The following is a 22530-nucleotide window of genomic DNA, read 5'->3' as shown; positions in this document are numbered from 1 at the left end:
AATCACTCGCTAGACAGGTGTCAACTGGCATTACAGGCAAAAAAGTTATGCTAGGATAAACTTAGGAGAAAGAAATTCGGCAGATATGTTCTTGTTTTTACATCCAATTGCAAGTAATTCTGCGAATGTACATCTTGACTTATTTCAATTCTGGAGAGTTTCATGTCAATCTACGTAGGTAACCTATCCTACAACGTTACTCAAGACGACTTAGAAAAAGTATTTTCTGAGTACGGCGGCGTTAAGCGAGTACAATTACCCACTGACCGAGAGACAGGTCGTGTGCGAGGTTTTGGATTTGTTGAAATGGAAAACGACGCGGCGGAAACCGCAGCCATAAACGCACTGGATGGTGCAGAGTGGATGGGGCGCGTAATGAAAGTCAATAAAGCAAGGCCTAAAGAAGAGAAAGGTGGTCGCTCTGGTGGCAATAACTGGAGCAAGGGTGAAAACAGCAGTTATTCACGTCCCTACTAAAATAAAACCATTATTTGAGACAGCAAAGCCATATCTTCAAAGCTTTTGAGCCTTAAGAAACAATTTGCTATCGGAATTTAATTATAAGCGTAGCATATAGGAGACACTATTTGCTTTGATTTATTTATCAAAGTTATAGTTCGTAACCTATATGCTTAATTTTATGTCTGAAAGAAACAGAAACCGGGTTTCGGGAGCGAAATTGTCTTTTTCATTACAGATATTGAAAAAGAAACCCGGTTTCTAATTTATAGTTAGAATTCCCAAAAAACAATAGAATTAACACAGTTGGTTCCTTGATTCATAGCTGAAACCTAATAATTGTCATGGATTTTGCTAATCTTGCAGCCCAGCTAAATGCTGGAACGATACTACCAGAAGGGATTGTAATTATAACCCTGATGGCAGTTTTGATAATTGATTTGGCTTTGGGGCGTGCCTCAGAGCGCTGGATTGGCTATGTCGCGATTGGTGGCTTGCTAGCCTCAATATTTGCTCTTTACTTGCAGTGGGATAGCGCTAATCCTATAGGCTTTAGCGGTGGTTTCAATGCAGACGACTTAAGTATTGTTTTTCGCGGTATTGTTGCTCTCTCAAGCACCGTTACCGTTTTAATGTCAATTCGTTATATCGAACAAAGTGGAACCGCATTAGCTGAATTTATTGGTATTTTGCTGACTGCTACTTTAGGAGGTATGATTCTTTCTGGAGCGAATGAACTAGTCACTATTTTCATCGCGCTTGAATCGCTTAGTATTTCCTCTTATTTGCTCACAGGCTATACCAAACGCGACCCTCGTTCAAACGAAGCAGCCCTCAAGTATCTACTTATTGGCGCCTCAAGTACAGCAGTTTTTCTATATGGAGTGTCTTTACTCTACGGATTATCAGGTGGAAAAACACAATTAACTGCAATTGAGTTAGGAATTACTAATGCTAACTTGACGCAATCGCTTGGTTTAGTTATTGCATTAGTATTTGTAATCGCTGGTGTTGGCTTCAAAATTTCAGCGGCGCCTTTCCACCAATGGACACCTGACGTATATGAAGGGGCGCCAACTCCAGTAATTGCCTTCTTATCAGTGGGTTCTAAAGCAGCAGGTTTTGCACTTGCACTACGCTTATTGACCACAGTCTTTCCGCTTGTGGCAGAAGAATGGAAATTTGTCTTCACCGCACTTGCAGTACTCAGTATGGTTTTGGGTAACGTAGTTGCCCTAGCTCAAACCAGTATGAAGCGGATGCTAGCATACTCATCAATTGCCCAAGCAGGGTTTGTGATGATTGGTTTAATTGCGGGAACTGAGGCAGGTTACGCCAGCATGGTATTTTACATGCTTGTTTACCTGTTTATGAACCTATGTGGTTTTACCTGTGTAATCCTATTCTCATTACGAACAGGTACCGACCAAATCGCTGAATACTCAGGTTTATACCAAAAAGACCCACTATTAACTCTTGGTCTAAGCCTCTCACTGCTATCTTTAGGTGGAATACCTCCTCTTGCGGGCTTCTTTGGTAAAATCTACCTATTTTGGGCAGGTTGGCAAGCAGGACTTTACTGGCTAGTGTTGTTAGGATTAGTCACTAGCGTTATCTCCATTTATTACTACATTCGCGTTGTCAAGATGATGGTTGTTAAAGAACCTCAAGAAATGTCCGACGCCATTAAGAACTACCCAGAAATTAATTGGAAGTTACCTGGGTTTAGACCTTTACAAATTGGTTTGATTACCACATTAATTGCAACTTCGCTACTTGGTGTTCTATCCAACCCAATTTTTACCCTAGCGAATAACTCTGTCACCCACACCCCAATGTTGCAAGCTGTCACAGCACAAAAAGCTCAAGTAACTATAGCTAAAATCCACGAGCAACAGGAGTTATAGTTCTAATTGCTTCACAAGATACAGCTTGTAGCCAATTCAATACATTTACTCTGAGGCGCCTATAGTGGCGCCTTTTCTATTACAGGAATTGGAGCGTCTCTACATCTTTTCCGGAAATGTCTATTGTTAAATGGCAAAGATTCTAGATATATCTTCATTTTCATCCCTATGTCTATCTGCACTTAGGATGATATTAACAGTTAAATATATGCTTATTAACTTGATGATATATTTATTACAACTAGTAAGTATTTACTGAATTTACATCTATCTGGATAAGGATATTGAAAAACTACTTTCTATAATCATAGATTAAAATCTATTATTTTTTTATTATATATATATTTTAATTTATGATGCAAACAAGCATCGAAGTAGTATTTATGTAAAAATTAATGTCATGTAATTATGACATTTAAGTATTATTACTATTGTTTACTGTTATTTGTAATACTTTTTATTTATCTTGAAAAAAATTTTTTTAATAATTTTAAGCAAAAATTTATAAATTCTGTGTTGGACTTGATATCTTTTAAAAAATTAATTAAAACTTTAAGACAGTGATATGTGTTTAAAACTCAACATACGAGAACTTAGAGTTATGCATTACCACCACAACATTCTTTTACGCTTAAATAAATCTTATGGTTGAGATTTGTTTTGATAATGTATCTTTAGTAACTGCAAGCTAAATTGCAACTAACAGAATAAAATAATTCAGCGCAAATACTTATAGTATTTTTAAATAAAAAATTAAAGAATGGATTTTAAGAAAATAGTTTAATTCGCTATCCAAAAATTATTTTTGTCTATTCTCAACTTTCATTCATTGATAAAAAGTTTTAGATAGTAAATTGAACAAGGGTAAATTATATTAAATTGAGGTCACACAGATGAAAGATGTTCTTGCATTAATTAGAATTAAAAAACAAGAGTTGGAGCAACTGCCATTGTTAAAATATATGGAGGATGAAAGCATAGAACCTCTACAAAGATTAGCTTGGATTCCCTGCCTTGCGCCTTTTGCTATGAACTTTGGGGATTTAAACAAATTTGTTCTCAGACAAGAGCCAAGCAATAATAAAATTCAACAAATTATTAACATACATACCTATGAAGATGACCATCATTGGCAGTGGTTCTTGGAAGATGTACAAAAACTAGGATTTGACCACTCTATACCTTTTAGTAAATCTTTAAAATTCATGTGGAGCGAGGAAACACAAAAAACACGTTTAGTATGTCATAAGATTGGGTTATTGTATACTTTTAACACTGACCCAATTTTAAGACTAGCAATATCAGAAGCAATTGAAGCAACAGGACACGTTATTTTATATAGAACAGCGCAAATAGCAAAGAAACTTACTGAAAGTCGTAAACAAAAGTATCGTTATTTTGGTCAGTCTCACTTTGATGTAGAGACAGGTCATCCTATCGGTACTGAAAATGTAGAAGAATTTATAGCAACTTTAGAGTTAAGTGAGGAAACCAAGAATAAAGCTTTTGAATTAGTGGAAGCAGTATTTACAGCATTTACAGAAATGTTTGGTGAATGTATGGAATATATTGTAAATTATTCTCTTGAACAACCTTACATAAAACCTATTGATAAAAAGCGTGAATTAGCCATACTATAGAAATATACACGTTTGGCTTTGTTTATTTTCTTAGAGGTTGTGTTTCAACACTCTAAGTAATAAAAAAATCAGAAAAAATCAGCAATTTATTACAAAAACATTATGACAATGAATATTAAAGGAAAATTATTGAGAAACGATAACTTATATCCAGCTTTAGCTTTGAGTCAAATTATGTTTGGAACTTGGATTGCTCAAGCTGTTTATGTTGTTGCTTTTTTAGGAATAGCAGATTTGCTAAAAGATGGAGCCAAGGATATTAATGAACTTGCACTCTTCACAGACTCTCAAGCTTCATACCTATATCGGATACTTCGCGCACTAGCAAGTGTCGATATATTTAACGAGGTCGAGCCATACAAATTTGCTCTAACACCTATGGCAGAATATCTACAAAGTAATATTCCTGGTTCCTTACGCGGTCTTGCCATAATGTTAGGTGACGAGTGGCACTGGCACTGCTGGGGAGACATTGTCAATATTGTTAAAACTGGTACGCCTGCTTTGGAACATTTGTATCAAGCTGACGACACTTTCAAGTTTTTTGCAGAAAATCCACAATCCGCAGCAATATTTAATGATGCAATGACTGGTTGGTCAAAGCACTCACATACCGCAATTGTGGATGCATATGATTTTTCTGGTATTGAAACAATTGTAGATGTTGCAGGTGGTCATGGAGCATTGATTGCCGCTATTTTGGTAGCAAACCCGAAAATGAGCGGTGTTCTCTTTGATTTGCCACATGTAATTTCTGGCGCCAAAGATTTAATAGAAGCAGAAGGAGTTAGTAATCGTTGTCAGATGGAAAGTGGGAATTTTTTTGAATTAATTCCTGCTAATGGTGATGCATATATACTGTCTCATATTCTTCATGATTGGGATGATGAATGCTGTATACAAATACTTAGTAATATTCGTGAGAGCATATCTAAACAAGGTCGATTACTTGTTGTCGAAGGTGTCGTTCCTCCTGGTAATGAGCCTCATCTCAGTAAATTAATGGATATAGAAATGATGATTTTTTATCCTAGGGGTAAAGAGCGCACTGAGATAGAATATCGGCAGCTTTTTGAAGCAGCAGGTTTTCACTTAAATAGAATTTTGCCTACTGCTAGTGCCATAAGTCTATTGGAGGGAGTATGTATTTAATTATGTTTGCAGAATAAAGTTTTTTTATAATATTAATTACTGGAGTTTAGACTATTTTTACACATCAAGCCGCTAAACCCTTATCCGGTAAAGCTTTGATGATTTATTGACTGTTTATGATTCCAAAGTCTAGAATGCTTACTACACAAGGGTTTTAGATTATTTAGTCTAAACTCCAGTAATTATGTTGGAATCTCAATCACAAATTCAGTTCCTTTTTCTAAACAGGAATTACAAGTGAGCTTACCCTTGTGTCTATCTACAATAATTTGATAGCTAATCGATAAGCCTAGTCCTGTTCCGCTACCTACAGCCTTAGTAGTAAAAAACGGGTCAAAAATTTTATGTATAACTTCTTGACTTATTCCAGTACCATTGTCTGCAATCTTAACCCTAACTCTGCCTGAATTTATTAATTCTGTGGAAATACGAATTTCAGGTTTATAATTTAAAGACTTATCACTGGAAATTAATTCATCAAGCGCATCAATTCCATTATTTAAGATATTCATAAACGCTTGATTTAATTTACTAGCATAACAGTTGACTTGAGATAGTACTCCATATTCTTTGATAATTTTAATTTCTGGTCGATAGCTTTTTGCCTGTAATCGATGCTGTAATATCATTAAAGTATTATCTATCCCTTCATGGATATCAACAGGCTTCATCTCAGCTTCATCTAGACGAGAGAAATTACGTAAGCTAAGAACAATATTACGAATACGCGAACTACCAATTTTCATTGACTCCAGCAAGTTAGGTAAATCTTGTGATAAAAAATCAAAGTCAATTTCTTCATTCTTTGCTTGAATTTGTGGCGTGGGAGAATATTCCTGCTGGTATAGATTAATTAAATCAAGCAAGTCACCAATATAATTATTTGCATGAGTAATATTACCATAAATAAAGTTAATAGGATTATTGATTTCGTGTGCGATTCCTGCTACCATTTGCCCTAAACTTGACATTTTTTCGCTTTGTATAAGTTGAGTTTGAGTATTTTTTAAATTATCTAAAGCTTGTTTTAAATGCTGATTTTTTTCACTGAGTTCTTGAGTTCTTGCCTCAACTTTTTCCTCAAGTTTGTGATTATAATTCTCTAAGTTTTGATTCGCTTGCGCCAAGTTTTTATAGAGTCTAGCATTTTCGAGCGAAATAGCAGCTTGTGTAGTAAGGAGGTTGAGAATTTTAATACGGTCGCGTGTAAATGTTCCTACCGCAACATTATTTTCAAGGTACAAAATACCAAGCAATTTACCTTGGTTGATAATTGGCGTACAGAGTAAACTCTTAGGTTGTTCCCGAACAATATAACTATCTCCAGCTAAAAAGGCAACATCTCTTGCGTCGTCAAATACAAAGATATCCTTAGTACGTTTGACATAATGAATTAAACTAACAGGAACATCTTTACTGTCATCAATTTGAATAAATGGGAATGTAGTAGAAATAGATGTTAAAGTGGTGCCAACAGCACTAAGAATTAAATCTAAATTTTCTCCTTCACTTAAAATTAAAGCACACTTAGAGGCGCCAGCATTTTCCATTACGACTTGTATTAGCGTACTTATAAGTTCATAAAAATCAATTTTTTCTGACAAAACTTGTGATGCTTTAATAATAGTAGCGACATCATAATATTTAGAAATGCTAGTATATGAGCCAAATATCGTTTGATTGCTGCAAAAAGTAGACAGCGATGTTTGAGGTAAACTATTACTATCGCGGATTGAAGGACGGCTAAAAGTTTCTTTTTCGATAATATGAGCTAGTAATTGTGGATATCGTTGTAGCAACTCATCAACTTTTGCTTTTGCTCCCCATCGAACGTAGCAATAGTAAGCATCTATTATATAGATTTGAGCTATTTTATCTTTACCCCATGCCAGATAGAAATTACCAGTGAGTTCATTAGCTAAAGCTTCTTCTTGAACAAACCCATGTTCTTTTGCAATGGAAATAGATAACTCATAATACTCTATCGCTTCAAATCTTTTGCCTATAATTTGATATTTTTCTGCAATTAATAAACAGTATTTATGCTTAAAATTCTCTGGAGAATGTTTTGCCCAAGTTTCTAATCGATTTTGAAGCAATAATATTTTATCTAAAATTTTTACTTGCTCAACAGGTGTAGCTTCTGGATATAACTTTACAAGTGTTAAAGAATAATATAAACAGAAGATACTAATAACATACTTAGATGGAACAGCATCTAAATAATCTTCAGCTAATTTCGCATTGCATAGCGCTAGAGAGTAGTTGTGAAATAAGTAATTAAGAAATAATTTTTGTAAATGTAGATAAAAAATAGGTGTCCTACTACCAAGCTGTTCATATATTGGTAGCATAACGTCTTCATCATATATTTCACTTCTTAAACAATATGGCTGTTTTGTTTTGTTTAATAAAGTCAATATTGTTTGCCAGTTAATTGTAAGAGTTTGAAGCGGCATATCTTGCTGTATATGAGTAATTTTACCATGATATTGAGCGGCTTCTTTTTCTAAATCTAATAAGTTCTTTCCCATCCAAAAACTATGCTCAATGTACATGTAATTGGAGTAAGCTGCATGCTCTAAATCTCCTGTATTAAGACCTATCACATATGCGTCTAATAAAGGGTTAATAGTTTGTTTTATATGTTTTTTCCAAACTAGCAAAAATGTATTTACAACAAATAAAACAATAGATTTAAACACAGGATTGTTAAATGTATTTAAAATATTTAAAGCCAACTGCCCATATTCATAACTTGAATCAATATCTTCATAATGACTATTTAAAGCAATACCATACGTTCCATATGACATAGCAGATGCGTCGCAATTGCCATATTTTAATGATAAATTTATTTGTTTTAAAACGATTAAATTAAATAATACTTGATTTGTAACAGCTGTAATTGGTAAGAGTCTGACTAAAACATTCATCATTATCAGCTTCTCTTGACTATTCATTTTAGGTAAGTCAATGAATTTGCTAATATCCTTTCCTGCTAAAGCCAATTGTGTCTTTTGAAAAATAACACCAACATCTTGCTGGTTTGGCTTCTCTGGCAATTCTATACCTAATAATCTCAAGACTTTTAATCCAACTTGAATAGCTTCAGTTGCTTGGCTTTGTGCTTTATAAGTCTCAATGCTAATTTGATAAACCTTTACTTGTTCTAACAAGGTCTGAGCATGTGCTAACACTATTTCAATAAATTGTTTAGCGCGCTTAAACTCTCCGCTAAGATAAGCTGCTTCTGCTGCGGTTTCATACAAAGCTAAAGTTAGTTCATATTTTATTTCCCAAGCATTTTCTGCTAATAAGTTAATTCCTATAGTTAAATAGTTGAATGCTGCTGAGTATGCTGTTGATGCCATTGCTTTACGTCCAGCAGTTAAATTTATTTCTGCCAGTTCATCACGTGTTGTTTGTTCTGTAATTAAATCAATAGCAACATTAAACTGTTTGACTAACTCAAAAATTTTTTCTTCTCTTTGATGTATTGGAGTACTTTTGAAAAGTAAATTTCCTATTTTTAAATGAGTCAACTGTTTTTCTTCTTCAGAAATTAATGTATATGCAGCTTGTTGTACCCGGTCGTGTACAAATTTATATCCTTGCTTATATTTATAGTTTGAGTAATTATTAATATCTACTACATCTTGATTTAAACTTTCATATAATACATTACAAGTTTCGGCTTTTGGTACAATTAACCCTTCCAATAATGCATCCCACAGCTTTTCTGTTAAATCTTCTATTGGCTCTTGATTAATAATAGCTAAAGTCTTTAAATCGAATTCGTTACCTATACAAGCAGCATATTTTAACAAATTTTGAGTAGAGTATGGCAATTTTTCTAATTGTTTTGCCATAAATTCTACAACGTCATCTGTAAAAGCTAGCGCTTTAATTTTGTCAAGCTCATATTCCCATTTAACAGTTTCGCCATTAAATCTAATTGCTTTTTCGCTATATAAATATTTAAGAAATTGATTTACAAAAAACGGGTTGCCTTTAGTTTTAGTAAATACCATTTGAGTAAGAACAGTAGTATTTACCTCCTGATGATGGAGAGTATCGGCAATCAGAGAGTTTAGTTGATTTTGCGTTAAAGGTTCTAATATAATATAATTTACTTTAGTTCCGGTTTTTTGAATTTCTTTGATTGTGATATCCAGAGGATGTGATTCGTCAACTTCGTTATTTCGATAGGCGCCAATTAATAGTAAACTTCTCGTACTGTCTTGCGTGTCGCTCATCAATAATTGAAGCAACTTTAAAGAAGCTGCATCAGCCCATTGTAAATCATCGATAAAAATAACTAATGGATGTTCTGGCGCCGCAAAAACATGAATAAATTTTTGAAATAATAAATTGAAGCGATGTTGTGCAGCACTACCTGAAAGCTCTTGAACTTCAGGTTGCGACCCAATAATAATTTTTAATTCTGGGATAATGTCTATAATGACTTGACCTTGTTCTCCTAATGCAGCCAAAATTTTTGCTTTCCAACGCTCAATTTTAGTTTCACTTTCACTCAGTAGTTGCCCAATCAAATCGCGAAAAGCTTGTACTAACGCAGCAAAGGGTATATCTCGCTCAAACTGGTCAAATTTTCCCTTAATAAAGTAACCACGATTTTTGATAATTGGTTTATGAACTTCATTAACTACAGCAGTTTTACCTACTCCAGAAATACCCGTAACTAAAACCATCTCAACATTAGAGGACTGAGGGGGGATCGAAGTGCGTTCAAAAGCAGCGAGCAAAGTTTCTACATGTGATTCTCGACCGTATAGCTTTTCCGGAATTAAGAAGCGGTCTGAAATATCCTTCTGTGCTAATTCAAAAGGCACAATACGTTTCATTTCCTGCCAAGAATATAAGCAAACTTCTAAATCATGTTTCAAACCTAAAGCACTTTGATACCGTACTTCGGCATTTTTTGCCATTAATTTATTGACTATTTGACAAATAGTGCTAGGAATATTTTGGTTAATAGTTTGTATAGGTATTGCTTGCTTTGCAAGATGACAATAAATTAACTCGATAGGGTCGTTGCTAGCGAAGGGTAATATCCCAGTTAAAAGCTCGTAAAAAGTGACACCTAACGAGTAAAAATCGGTGCGGTAATCGAGCGCACGGTTCATACGTCCTGTTTGTTCAGGAGAAAGATAAGCAAGAGTTCCTTCTAAAAAGTCGGGATTTGTAAGCTGCTTAACTTCTTTAGGTAAAAGTGAAGCAATGCTAAAATCAATTATTTTAACTTCAAAAGTCGTAGGATTGATAAGAATATTAGCGGGTTTGATATCTTTATGTATAATGCGGTTACGATGTATAACATCAAGGGCAGTAGTAACTGAAGTAGCAATATGTAAAAAACAACTAATAAAATCAAATTTATTATTAAAGTGTAATAAATGATTTAGATATCTATAATTCTCTACTTTTGTTTCTTCTTGATTCAATAATTTTTTGATATCTTGAAGAGAAATACCGCCAAAATCTTCCATTACCAAAGCATAACCATTGCGGTAGTTTTCTAAGCTATATGTTTTAACGACCCCAGTCAGGCTGAGATTTTTCGTGATTGTATATTGATTACGAAATTGAGCTACTTCACTAAAAGTTGGGTAATCATTCCGCATCATTTTAATGATGACAGATACTTGGTCTTTTTCTCTTATACCTCTGTAAACAACTGTTCTTGAACCTAGATAGACTTCTTCAATAATATGGTAGCCAGGAAGCCCGGAGATACTATTTAATGATACAGACATGTATTAATATACTCAAATCTTCTCTACAAGTAGTATTCCCACCTTTTTACAGCTACTAACAGAACCATAAAAAATATGAATACTTTTGTAGAAGAAAAAATGTAGTTACTTATAAAATGTGAGAAACCGAGTTCCAATAAAGAAACCCGGTTTCTTAATCAAGCTTTTACTACGAACACAAACATTTAAAATAAAAAGCCTGATTGTTACAGGCTTATATGTTTTACGGCTAGCATAGCAGTACAACAACTCATTTAATTTTTTGTTTAATAAATGTCACTACTTGAGCTAACTGTTTCTTCAAGCTGTCTATTTCCACTTGCATTTTGGCAATTTTGTCATTTAACGCCTGAATTTCAGCTCCGTTTGTAGATGTTACAACACCGTTTGTTGGAGTTGCTCCATTTTTACCAGCAGCTTGTGCATTCACTTGGGTTTGGTCTTGGCGAGGTTGTTTTGACTTCGCCATTGCTGCTTTAATAGCATTAATTAACTGTTTTTGGTCAAAGGGTTTGTTGAGAAATTCAAAGTACTCAAAAGGTTCCGAGATTTTCTCCGTAACTTCTTCCTTTCGCCCTGACATGATTACCAAGGGGATTTTTCTTAAGTCGGGTTGGGCTTGAATTTGTTGGAATACGTCCCATCCGCTCATTTTGGGCAAGAGAAAGTCCAGCATAATTAAGCTAAACTTTTCCTGTTGGATAAGTTTTAGCCCCTCAATACCGTCTTTTGCTTCAAACACTTGAAAGTTGCCTGAAGGAGGTAACATTTCTCGTACTTTTACCCTAACAACTGTAGTGTCATCGATAACTAGGATTTTGTTACTTGCCACGACTGATTTCTCTAACAGATACTTTAGTTTTAGATGGCTAATGCCGATTAGTAGACAATGAATCATCCCACTATATCCAATATTTATGTGAATTGGGGGATAGTAGATTCTGGGAAATATAACGATGATGTAAATTTGTTGTGTACGTATCCACGTAGTAATGGTTTTTACTGATATCAAGGTGATATATGTCTTCAAATACAGAATTTAAATCAGAAATTTTGGCACTCCCTCAATGGCTACGGCGCCCAATTGGCAAAGCTAGCGAACTTTCAACAGTCCAGCAAATTATTAAGCAGCGGCAAATACATACGATTTGCGAGGAGGGTCGATGTCCAAATCGGGCAGAGTGCTATGCTCAAAAAACTGCTACCTTTTTATTGATGGGTCCAACCTGTACAAGGTCTTGCGCGTTTTGCCAGGTTGACAAAGGACATGCGCCAATGCCTTTAGATATTGATGAGCCAACCAAGGTAGCTGAGGCAGTAAAGCTTTTGGGTTTGCGCTATGTAGTTTTGACCTCGGTTGCACGCGATGATTTGCCCGACCAAGGCGCCGGACATTTTGTAACTACAATGGCGAAGGTCAGAGAATTAAATCCTGAAACTCAAATCGAAGTTTTAACTCCGGATTTTTACGGTGACTTTTCTCGTATCGAAGCTATTGCTCAATCTAAACCCGCCTGCTTTAACCATAATATCGAAACAGTACGACGCTTAACTCCAAGAGTCAGACGTGGCGCCAAATATGACCGTTCACTTGCAGTATTGCAAATCGTCAAAGATGTTGACCCAGCAATTCCAACTAAATCGGGTTTGATGTTAGGACATGGTGAGACACGCGCAGAAATCATCGAAACAATGGCTGATTTACGTTCGTATAAATGTGACCGCATTACATTAGGTCAGTACATGCGTCCCTCACTAGAACATCTACCAGTACAAAAATATTGGACACCCGAAGAATTTGATGAACTTGGCGATATCGCGCGCAAAATGGGTTTCCGTCATGTTCGTTCGGGTCCTTTAGTTCGCAGTTCGTATCACGCAGGGGAATAAATAAAATGATGCTAACAAAAATATTTTTTACGAATGTAGGCAATGGGGACAGCTCTTTGGTATTTCTAAAGAAGTTCTTAAAATAGGAGTTCACATATATGGCACCTACAGTTGGAAAAGACGTTGCGAATACTGGAGCTAAACCTCCTTATACCTATCGCACAGCTTGGGCACTTCTGCTTCTTGCTGGCAATTTCATAGTAGCTGCGTTCTATTTCCATATTCTTGAGTAATCCATAAGGGTAGAGGTGAAGGCGGAAACCCTTTTGCCTTTACCCTTCTTTACAAAAATAAATACACACTTAATTGAATTTGCTTGTGTCGAGTGCATGTGCGACTATAGTAGTTTTTCGGAAAGCAGCATTCCAACCGTAAAATTTCATACGTAAGACAAAGAGCCAAATGTAGTCAGGGCAATGGTACTGTCTACAGTAATCGTATTTACAGTCAGTTGGGTAAGTTGGTTAATTTAATTTGTAATAAACTGGGCAAATTGTGCATTCATGAGTTAATCTTGTCTAGTTGTTATTACGGTTTTGCGATGAATGATTTTTGATAATGAGTATCAACATTAAAGTTATATTTGACACTTTTGGTTTTAACTTATCAATATAGAGATAAATGTACGCTAATATACATGGGGACTTACAAGCACTTTTGTGCGTAGCCAAATTTGTTCAGTGGTCGATTTGACAATGCAGCAGTATTCGAGCTTACCAGAACAAAACTCACAAGTTGATTCAACATCAACACTTTTGACCACGATTGAGCATTTGCGCGACCAATTATGGGTAGAAAGCAGCTTAAATCACCTGCAATCTCATTTAAACGAATGCTTAATTTCCATTTGCACTGATAATATACAGTGTTTAGAGTCTAAAATATTTCAAACCTTGGTCAATCAGCTTGGACTTGCGATTAAGTCGAGTCAAGTTGGTATTGCATTAGTTCAACCTGGGTCTACTTGTGCAAAACTTTGCTATATCTCAACTGCTGCGGCGCCTGAAAGTGAAAATCCACAAGTTAAACTACAGCTAGAACAAATAATTAGTACCGATGAATTAAATTGTTGGAAAACACAGCAGCCTCAGTGTGCCTTCCCAATTACAGCTAACCAAGTCAACACATTAGTGGGATGGCTGATAATTGTCTACCCAACTCAAATTAAAGAAACTGCCTTTTTTAACACGTGTAAGCAGCAGTTGCTAGAATCATCTGTTGAGCGATGTATTGCAGCGTTAATACAAGTGCGGCAGTTACAATCATTAGAACAAGTTTATCAAGATTTAAAGAGCTATAATCAAGAGCTTCAGCGTACCAATCAACTCAAAAATCAGTTTCTTGCTAGCACCAGTCACGAAATTAGAACTCCATTAAGTTCAATTCTTGGCTTTACTCATTTATTAATCGCTCAAGGATTTGATGCCAGTCGCGAACGTCATCAAGAATACTTAAATATAATTCAGTCTAGCGGCAAGCATTTGCTAGCTTTGATTAACGATATATTAGACCTTTCCAAAATCGAAGCAAATCAAATGGAGGTGCAGTGGGAAGCTGTAGATATACCCGCAATTAGTCGAACTGTTTTTGCGCTGGTAAAAGAGAAAGCTGCAGCAAAGGGTTTGAAAATGGTTTTGGATTTAGACCCTGATGTGACGAACATTATCGCTGACTCGCTACGACTCAAGCAGATGCTGTTAAATTTGCTTTTTAACGCTTTAAAATTTACTGAGTCTGGTTCAGTTGGTTTGCAAGTTAAAAAAATCAATGACTTTGTGCATTTTATAGTTTGGGATACAGGTACAGGTATACCATTCGAGCATCAAGGGGAATTATTTCAACCTTATTCGCAAATAGCCAATGTACTGGTAAGTCGTGATGAAGGAACAGGTTTGGGACTAGCAGTAACTCGTAAGTTAGCAGAACTTCACAGTGGTTACGTCGAAGTTGAATCTGAGATGAATAAAGGTTCGCGTTTTACAATTGTATTACCGTTGAATCAATCTATAAACGTTGAAACAGAAAATAATACAAATCAAATTGCAGGAATGGAGCATACTACTTATTGCCCACTTCCTGAAGTAATTTTATCTTCTAATCCTCCCTTCATTTTAATATTGGAGGACGACTTGCCCAACGCACAAATGATGCAAACCTACTTAGGAAAATTAGGTTACAAGGTAGGGTGGGTAAAAAATGCTACTCAATTCTGGGATTTTTTACAGCAACAGTGCCCATCAATAATTCTGCTAGATATATACTTACCTGACTGCAATGGCTTCAAGTTAATTAAACAATTACGTAAAAATGAAAATTATAAAGATATAACAATAATAGCTCAAACAGCGATGGCAATGAAAGGCGACCGTGAAACCTGTATTGCAGCTGGTTTTGACGATTATATTTGTAAGCCAATTGATTTACCACTGCTTGCAGCAATTATATCTAAATATAGTTAAATAGTAGAAACCGGGTTTCTCTCGCAAAATCGTTATTTTTATTACAAGTTATCAAATAAGAAACCCGGTTTCTAAAATATGTTTAAAATAAGAACTGGTGCCATATAATATAAATTTATGTTAAATGAAAAACTTGATAAACTCAAAGTTTTATTCGCTCAAATGGAGCAAGCGTTAATAGCTTATTCTGGTGGTGTTGATAGTACCTTAGTAGCAAAAATTGCATATGATGTCTTAGGTACACGTGCTTTAGCTGTGACTGCTGTTTCACCTTCTTTGCTTCCAGAAGAGTTAGAAGATGCAAAAGTTCAAGCTGCGACAATTGGAATTCGCCATCAAGTAATCGAAACACACGAGATGGAAAATTCTAATTATACAGCAAATCCAGTTAACCGTTGTTATTTTTGTAAAAGCGAACTTCACGACACCCTTAGACCATTAGCAAACCAGCTTGGTTATCCTTACGTTGTAGATGGGGTCAATGCTGATGATTTACACGATTATCGTCCAGGTATTCAAGCTGCCAAAGAAAGAGGCGCCTTTTCTCCTTTAGCTGAAGTAGGTGCCAGTAAACTAGAAGTACGCCAGCTTTCGCAGCAACTTGGTTTACCGTGGTGGGATAAACCAGCACAACCTTGCTTAAGTTCAAGATTTCCTTACGGAGAAGAGATTACAGTAGCTAAATTGCAGCGAGTAGGTAGGGCAGAAATATATTTACGTAAACTAGGGTTTTCAAACCTGCGTGTTCGCTCTGAAGGTGATACCGCACGGATTGAGCTACCAGCCGAACACATTAAAGATTTTGTACAAAATACAGATTTACAACAAGTCGTTTCTACTTTCCAAGAACTAGGTTTTATCTACGTCACATTAGATTTAGAAGGATATCGCAGCGGCAAGTTAAACCAAGTCCTTAACAAACAACTAGTCAACATCAATTAGTTTCGACAACTTGTAGCACAGGCCTTCTTCGCCTGTGCAATAACTACAAGTAATTATCTTTACCACAAAGACGCAGAGACCACAGAGAAAATATTATAAGTCTCGTATTGGGTTCTTGCTCAAACACAGCAATTTGGTACTACTGGTTTTGTTAACAGGTAGTACTCACACTTTGGCACCGCTTGCATAGCAAATAAATCATCCGTTACATCCGCTTATCATCCGTTGCTAATCTGACCACATTTACAAAATTTCTGCTTCAACAGGCACTAAGAAGCAGCCATTAATTCTCCAAATGCCTTCTGGCTGCTTGGACATTAAATATAAAGCCCTAACTGGAACTCCATCAGGACCCAGAAGCAATACAAGCTGTGTAATATTTCCTTGAATTGTAGTAATATTCTCAAACAGTACCGAACGGGGACGGTAAACAGGTAAGTACCCTGTTTTCACCATTTTGAGAAAATTCTCTGCCGTTTGAAATTGCGTCCTAATTTCAGGACTTGCGAAAGCAAACGCTTCTTCAGCGTTGTCTTGTTGAAGCGCTTGCAATTGCTGTTCAATCACGAAACGAATAGCCGTGCTATCACTATCAGTTACTTTCATTCTAAAAATGAGTTACTTAGTAGCTACAATTTCGCCTTTTTGATTAATTTTCATTGAAGTTTTAGGAAAATCTTTTTTTATCAAATCGCGTACTAGTCTGACCGTGCGTTTATTCTTGTCAATATGAGGAATTCCCTGTTTATCCATATGAACTGGAATAATTTTACCTTCAACCAAATCTCCAGTTTGATTTAACTTTGCTTCTAGAATCATTGAGTAACCAGTTTCGGCAGTTGTGGATAAAGTTCGATATCCCAAAAAGTTACCCAACGAATAAGCTATTAATTTACCTTTGTAAATTTCCATCGCTCGTGGTACATGTGGTCCATGTCCCAAAACCATATCGGCGCCTGCATCAACCATTGTTCGGGCAAACTTAACTGAATTACCACGATTTTCACCATAAAAATACTCGTTACTGTTTCGAGTTCGCAACGCATTGGTGCCTTCGGCGCCTGCGTGCATTGACACTATCACAACATCAGCTTGCTTTTGTGCTGATTTAACAAGTTGTGCAGCAGTTGATATATCGTGAATCGAGTTGTAATAATCATATGGCGCAAATCCAACCATTGCTACCTTGACGTTATTACTATTAAGCAAAAGAATTTGATTTTTATGACCTAAAGTATTAATACCTACCTTTTTTAAATTTTTAACCGTGTCACGAAAACCCACCACTCCAAAATCTAAAGCATGGTTATTCGCGACATTAAATACATTAAATCCAACATCAGCAAATAGTTTGGCATATTCTGGTGGCGACCGAAAAGCAAATGTTTGCCCTTTGGTAATATCTTTGGCGCTATAGCGATAGTTTGTTAAAGAACTTTCAAAGTTGCCAAATAATATATCAGCATTTGCTAAGTATTTACGTACTGATTGAGGAATTAATTTATTACGATTGCTAGGTAATCTATTGTTAGGGTAATTAGTACCAGGAATAACATCCCCAACAGCTTGAATTGTAATCGAATCAGGAAAAATTTGCTCCTCAGTTACCGGAGGCAATATGGGTAGAGAGTCTGAAGGTTTCGGCGGTTTATCAGATGCTTGTATTTTACCCATCCGAATTGCACTTCCAAGCGTAATACCCACACATAAACATGTACTAACAAACGTAACTGAAAGTAATTTTCCTAACCACCGATTGAGCATAATCGCACCTCCTCACGCAATGAAGTACAGTTTAGCTCACTAATCTACTATGTCTAGGTATATTTTATTTCAATCTCATTATTGGCGCCTTCCAACTGGAACAATGGGGAGACACCTTTGTTTAAATCTATTTTACAAGGAATAATCGGAGAGGGGGGGATTCGAACCCCCGTTGACATTGCTGCCAAAACGCATTTCGAGTGCGTCACCATCAACCACTCGGACACCTCTCCAGGTTTTATATTTTATATGCGCTCATCATAATAGCATGACTATTGGTTAGTTTTAAAGTGCTGAAGTCTTATTTTCCATCGTTTGTATAAAAGTCTCGAACTGTCCGTTCGGTTTCCATTGAATCGTACCATCACGTCCAGTAAATAGAAGCTGGGTTTTGATGTCACTAATTTCTGACAGAATGTTTGGGTCGATGTCAGCACTTGTGGTAATTGTTACTTCTGGTTGTACAGTACTAACTAGCTCTTTTAATATTTGAGGTGGACACCAAAGAACTTGCGAACGTGGTATGGCGCCAGTTTTAATCAAGTTTTTTAGCTCTGTAGGTTTAAGATTTCCAACTAGTAACCAGCTTTTGTCTTGAATTTGCATTTGTAGTATAGGTAATTCTTCGTTGAGTAGCTGTAAAGCGACTGTGCCAGCGTTTATACTCTGCCCAACTCCTAATGCTTGATAGGCGCCTTGATTTTGTTGTAATTTTTTCTGAATTGCTGAACTTGCCAGAGCATTTTCTGAATTTGCAGAATAATCATAAAATGCTCTGACAGGTAAACGTAGTAATATTTCTAACCAACCATTACTACCGTTATCTTGAAAATCTGATGCTACAGCCCAGTCAATTTGATTCACACCTTGCTGTTGTAGGAACGGTAATATGGTAAAGCGTCCTGTTCCTTCATCTCCACCGTTAATTAATGTGATTTTGCCTTTATCTTGAATAACAATTACAGGTTCTCCATTTGCTGCGAGCATTGTAACTTGAAACAATGTGTTGGTAGAATGCCAAGCAGGGATAAATACTAATGCTAAAGCAACACCACAAGCAAACCACCAGCGTCGCTGCCACCAACGAATGAACCATACTAGTATTATGAGTGTATAGATGGTAATTAATTGTAGTAGGCTAATAGTACCCACTGAAAAAGAGCTAAATTGTATATTTCCAAAAAATTGTGCTATGTTCAATAACCAGTTGATTGGTTGATATAGTAGTCCAGCTAAATAGCTACCTGCTGAAGGTAGAATAACCGAGAACAGCGCACTTAAGAAACCACCTAAGCTAATTATTGAAATTAAAGGCGCCGTAATTATATTGAGTAATAAACAATAGACAGGTATAGTTCCAAATAAATATAGTTGTAATGGCAAAGTCCAAATCATTGCTGCCAAGGGAACTGCTATTAAAGCAGCTATTGCTAATGGTAGCCAACCTAAACGTTTAGTTATTGCTGGGGCAGTAACAATTAAGCCCAGTGTCGATAAAAAGCTAAGTTGAAAACCTAAATCCCAAATCCATAATGGATTCAATATTAGCATTAGTGTTGCTGTGAGCAACAATAAACTCAATTGTTTAACTGTACGTTTTAGTAGTAAAGCAATCAATGCTGCAAATCCCATGATTGTAGCTCTAACTACCGGGGGGTCAAAGCCTGTTAGAGATACAAATATAATTAATGCAATAGTTCCTAATGTAAATCTAGTGCCACGTTTTGCGCGTTGAGTTAAACTTAAAATTACTGCCAAAATTAAAGAAGTTTGAAACCCTGATGCTGATAAAACGTGTGATAAACCAACTTTAATAAATAAGTCGCGTACATCATACGGTATATCTACACCTTTACTACCTACGACCATTGCGCTTAATAGTGGACCAGAGGGAATACCTAAAGGGCTAACCTGTGCGCGTATAATTGTTTCGCGCAGTTTCCACCATCCCCACTTTCTATCTTTATTATCTTCATTTAATATATTTATTTGGCGCCCGCTTAATCCAGCAAAGGCGCCTCGTTGATTTAAATAATTTTGAAAGTCAAAAGCTCCTGGATTTATTGCGCTTTTGGGTTTATACAAAACTCCTGTGACACCTATTTCCGCACCTGGATATAATCCTGTTGCTTGTAATAACGGTACGGTGACATATAAATTACCAGATACTCCTTTACTTCCACCAATTTTATCGTCTTGATCTTTCACCTCATCAAACTGTTTTGCTTCCATCCAAAACTGTCCTTTGGAAGCGCGAGTTAATTTGGGTGTACTACTTACTGTGCCACGCACAATATATAGTTGTTCTTGATTACTGTTATTTCCAGTTAGAACATATTTACTAATATCGTTGGCGCCTGGGGTAGGAGTGCGAGACTGAAGGTAAAAGCTTGCTAGTAAACCAATGAAACCAGCTATTAGCCATACTCTCGGATGTGGAAGTAGGTGTCTATTCGCAGGTAGACTTTTTGACTGAATTTGTCCTTTTGCTTTAGTTTGCTGCGTTTTACGTGGAATAAGTCTTTTTCTAAATATAATTGCCGCGATTACGCCAATACCTAAAATCCATAAACCGCTTCCTGGAATTGCTGTGAATAGCAACCCCAGAATATAAGCAAGACATATAATTACACCGCTCACCTGAACCATGCCAATCTTTAATAGAGTTATAGAAAAAGTTAAGCACTATTTACCGAGTTATTTATAGATGGTGCGTGTCGTTTGAATGCACCATCTTATTAACATACGCCTTTGATACTAGATGCTTATTCCCAATCTAAACCCAAGTATGGCATGTATTATCAAGACCAAAAATGCTGTACTGCCCAAATAAGCGTGTAAGTTCCGCAGTCCTTGATTGTTTCCACCAAAACCATTTAATGAAATGGCGCCGTTAAGCCCTAAGAGTATCAGTACACTAGAACCAGTCCAAAAATGTGGACTTTCCATAATGGGTTGCTTCTGCATAACCAGAGATAATAAGCCACCTGTGTAACCTAATGCCATAAAGATAAACATTAAAGGCGCCAGTTTGCGGTGGTCTGCACGATTTTTAATCGCTACATCTTTATCTGCTGCGATTCTCCCTTGCCAACCTGCGTATGCAACGTAGCTACCTAGGACAAATATAACGATGCCCATCATGGCTGGGTGTCCCCAATGCACAATTGGTTCTGGAACGTTCAAACTGCGGAACCATGCTGCAATAGGTTTTAAAATTTCAGCTAACTTAGTGCCCATTCTTTTGTTTCAATCTCTGTAATAAAACTTTACACACTTACCAAGAATAAATTTTAGGCTACTACTAGCATTTTTGGTGTGTTAGGTGTCAGATGTATTTTTAAGTAAAGGGTAACCTAATCGCTCTCGTTGTTCTACGTACAATTGAGCTACTTTACGGGCTAAGTTGCGAATTCTGGTAATGTATCTAGTTCTTTCTGTGACTGAAATTACACCTCTTGCATCGAGTAAGTTAAAAGAGTGTGAACATTTAATTACATAATCCAAGCTGGGTAGGACTAATCCCCGTTCGGTTAACTGAGTAGCTTCTTGCTCGTACATATTAAATAGTGTCAGCAGCATTTCGGGGTTTGATGCTTCAAAGTTGTATACACATTGTTCAATTTCGCCTTGGAGGTGAACATCTCCATATGTAATGTTGTCAGTCCAGTGAATTTTGGTTATTGCTTCGACGCCTTGAAGGTACATTGCCAACCGTTCTAGTCCGTAGGTTATTTCTATAGATACTGGACGGCAGTCTACTCCACCGCATTGCTGGAAGTATGTAAATTGAGTTACTTCCATTCCATCTAGCCAAACTTCCCAACCAGTACCCCAGGCGCCTACTGTTGCATCTTCCCAGTTATCTTCTACAAAGCGTACATCATGGTCTTCGGGTCGAATACCCAGTGCGCGCAGTGAGTCTAGGTATATTTCTTGGATGTTATCTGGTGAGGGTTTTATAAGTACTTGATATTGATAATAGTGTTGAAAGCGATTTGGGTTTTCTCCATATCGTCCATCTGTAGGGCGCCGACATGGCTCTACGTATGCAACTGACCAAGGTTCTGGACCCAATGCTCGCAAGAATGTGTGGGGGTTTTTAGTGCCGGCGCCTTTCTCCATGTCGTAAGGTTGGGCAATTAGACAACCACGCTCACTCCAAAACTTATGTAACTGTAAAATCAACGATTGAAAATTCATTCTTCTTGCTCCTGTTATACGCTCTGGCATAACTATTGTTGCTCAAAGTAGCCACAGCAAGGCATTTAGACGCAGTAAAAAATTAATCAAATTTTTTTTGAAAAAAGTGTTGACAATACTATTTACGCTCGCTATATTAAATAAGTCGCTGATGAGCGAGCGCGAGAGAGCGCAGTTCGTCAAGTGGTCGAACCATGAAAATTATATAGTTTGATAGCCAGTATAACATTTGCGTTAGCAATGTAAAGAAATTAACCTTAGCTGAGGTTTAAATCAGCTATTTAGAGCTAAACAAACAAATGCCTAGTAATAACTGATTCATCAGTTTTCCAGA

Annotated in this window: 15 protein-coding genes and 1 tRNA gene; 8 read left to right on the top strand and 8 right to left on the bottom strand. The window is 36.5% G+C overall.

Going from position 1 to position 22530, the window contains the following annotated elements:
* Positions 1 to 162 precede the first annotated feature (162 nt).
* The 4 genes from rbp to DSM106972_RS05800 all read left to right on the top strand — a co-directional run bounded on the left by rbp (position 163) and on the right by DSM106972_RS05800 (position 5158).
* On the top strand, positions 163 to 477 hold the full coding sequence (gene rbp / locus DSM106972_RS05815; protein WP_127079680.1) for an RNA-binding regulator: 315 nt from the start codon (positions 163 to 165) through the stop codon (positions 475 to 477).
* 326 nt (positions 478 to 803) lie between these two features.
* Positions 804 to 2366: an NAD(P)H-quinone oxidoreductase subunit N gene (locus DSM106972_RS05810; RefSeq protein WP_127079678.1), complete on the top strand. Its 1563-nt coding sequence runs from the start codon at positions 804 to 806 to the stop codon at positions 2364 to 2366.
* 893 nt (positions 2367 to 3259) lie between these two features.
* Positions 3260 to 4006: a hypothetical protein gene (locus tag DSM106972_RS05805; protein ID WP_186538434.1), complete on the top strand. Its 747-nt coding sequence runs from the start codon at positions 3260 to 3262 to the stop codon at positions 4004 to 4006.
* 102 nt (positions 4007 to 4108) lie between these two features.
* Entirely contained in the window at positions 4109 to 5158 is a 1050-nt protein-coding gene (locus DSM106972_RS05800) for a methyltransferase (protein ID WP_201800686.1), read from the top strand.
* Between the two features lie 182 nt (positions 5159 to 5340).
* On the opposite strand, the gene DSM106972_RS05795 is transcribed toward DSM106972_RS05800, so the two are convergent.
* Both DSM106972_RS05795 and DSM106972_RS05790 read right to left on the bottom strand, forming a co-directional pair.
* Positions 5341 to 10938 (bottom strand): ATP-binding sensor histidine kinase, encoded by a 5598-nt coding sequence (locus DSM106972_RS05795; RefSeq protein ID WP_127079676.1) that lies wholly within the window; start codon positions 10936 to 10938, stop codon positions 5341 to 5343.
* A gap of 250 nt (positions 10939 to 11188) precedes the next feature.
* The gene (locus tag DSM106972_RS05790; protein WP_127079674.1) at positions 11189 to 11770 is read right to left on the bottom strand and encodes a response regulator; all 582 of its coding nucleotides are present in this window, start codon (positions 11768 to 11770) and stop codon (positions 11189 to 11191) included.
* Positions 11771 to 11958: 188 nt separating this feature from the next.
* Here DSM106972_RS05790 and lipA point away from each other — a divergent pair, with 188 nt between their 5' ends.
* The 4 genes from lipA (at position 11959) to larE (ending at position 16229) form a co-directional block, all read left to right on the top strand.
* Positions 11959 to 12828, top strand: a complete 870-nt coding sequence (gene lipA / locus DSM106972_RS05785) for a lipoyl synthase (RefSeq protein ID WP_127079672.1) — start codon at positions 11959 to 11961, stop codon at positions 12826 to 12828.
* Positions 12829 to 12926: 98 nt separating this feature from the next.
* A complete protein-coding gene (locus tag DSM106972_RS05780) occupies positions 12927 to 13061 on the top strand; it encodes a photosystem I protein PsaX (RefSeq protein WP_073621040.1) in 135 nt (44 codons plus the stop codon).
* Between the two features lie 462 nt (positions 13062 to 13523).
* Complete coding sequence (gene hrmK, locus DSM106972_RS05775; protein ID WP_127079670.1) at positions 13524 to 15287, top strand: hybrid histidine kinase/response regulator HrmK; 1764 nt, start codon at positions 13524 to 13526, stop codon at positions 15285 to 15287.
* A gap of 117 nt (positions 15288 to 15404) precedes the next feature.
* Complete coding sequence (larE, locus tag DSM106972_RS05770; RefSeq protein ID WP_127079667.1) at positions 15405 to 16229, top strand: ATP-dependent sacrificial sulfur transferase LarE; 825 nt, start codon at positions 15405 to 15407, stop codon at positions 16227 to 16229.
* 243 nt (positions 16230 to 16472) lie between these two features.
* Here the strand turns inward: larE and DSM106972_RS05765 are convergent, their stop codons facing one another.
* The 6 genes from DSM106972_RS05765 to glyQ all read right to left on the bottom strand — a co-directional run bounded on the left by DSM106972_RS05765 (position 16473) and on the right by glyQ (position 22196).
* Positions 16473 to 16835, bottom strand: a complete 363-nt coding sequence (locus tag DSM106972_RS05765; RefSeq protein WP_127079665.1) for a DUF4864 domain-containing protein — start codon at positions 16833 to 16835, stop codon at positions 16473 to 16475.
* A gap of 12 nt (positions 16836 to 16847) precedes the next feature.
* On the bottom strand, positions 16848 to 17993 hold the full coding sequence (locus DSM106972_RS05760) for a CapA family protein (RefSeq protein WP_127079664.1): 1146 nt from the start codon (positions 17991 to 17993) through the stop codon (positions 16848 to 16850).
* A 146-nt stretch (positions 17994 to 18139) separates the two neighbouring features.
* A tRNA-Ser gene (locus DSM106972_RS05755) sits at positions 18140 to 18226 on the bottom strand.
* A gap of 52 nt (positions 18227 to 18278) precedes the next feature.
* Entirely contained in the window at positions 18279 to 20642 is a 2364-nt protein-coding gene (locus DSM106972_RS05750; protein ID WP_127079662.1) for a ComEC/Rec2 family competence protein, read from the bottom strand.
* Between the two features lie 108 nt (positions 20643 to 20750).
* Entirely contained in the window at positions 20751 to 21233 is a 483-nt protein-coding gene (locus tag DSM106972_RS05745; RefSeq protein ID WP_127079660.1) for a DUF4079 domain-containing protein, read from the bottom strand.
* An 81-nt stretch (positions 21234 to 21314) separates the two neighbouring features.
* Positions 21315 to 22196, bottom strand: coding sequence for a glycine--tRNA ligase subunit alpha (glyQ, locus tag DSM106972_RS05740; RefSeq protein WP_127079966.1), 882 nt, complete (start codon positions 22194 to 22196; stop codon positions 21315 to 21317).
* Between the last annotated feature and the right edge of the window lie 334 nt (positions 22197 to 22530).

This window comes from Dulcicalothrix desertica PCC 7102 (assembly GCF_003991905.1).
Classification (GTDB): Bacteria; Cyanobacteriota; Cyanobacteriia; order Cyanobacteriales; family Nostocaceae; genus Dulcicalothrix; species Dulcicalothrix desertica.
Note: the sequence above shows the minus strand (reverse complement) of the source record. Positions and strands in the feature narration are given on the sequence as shown.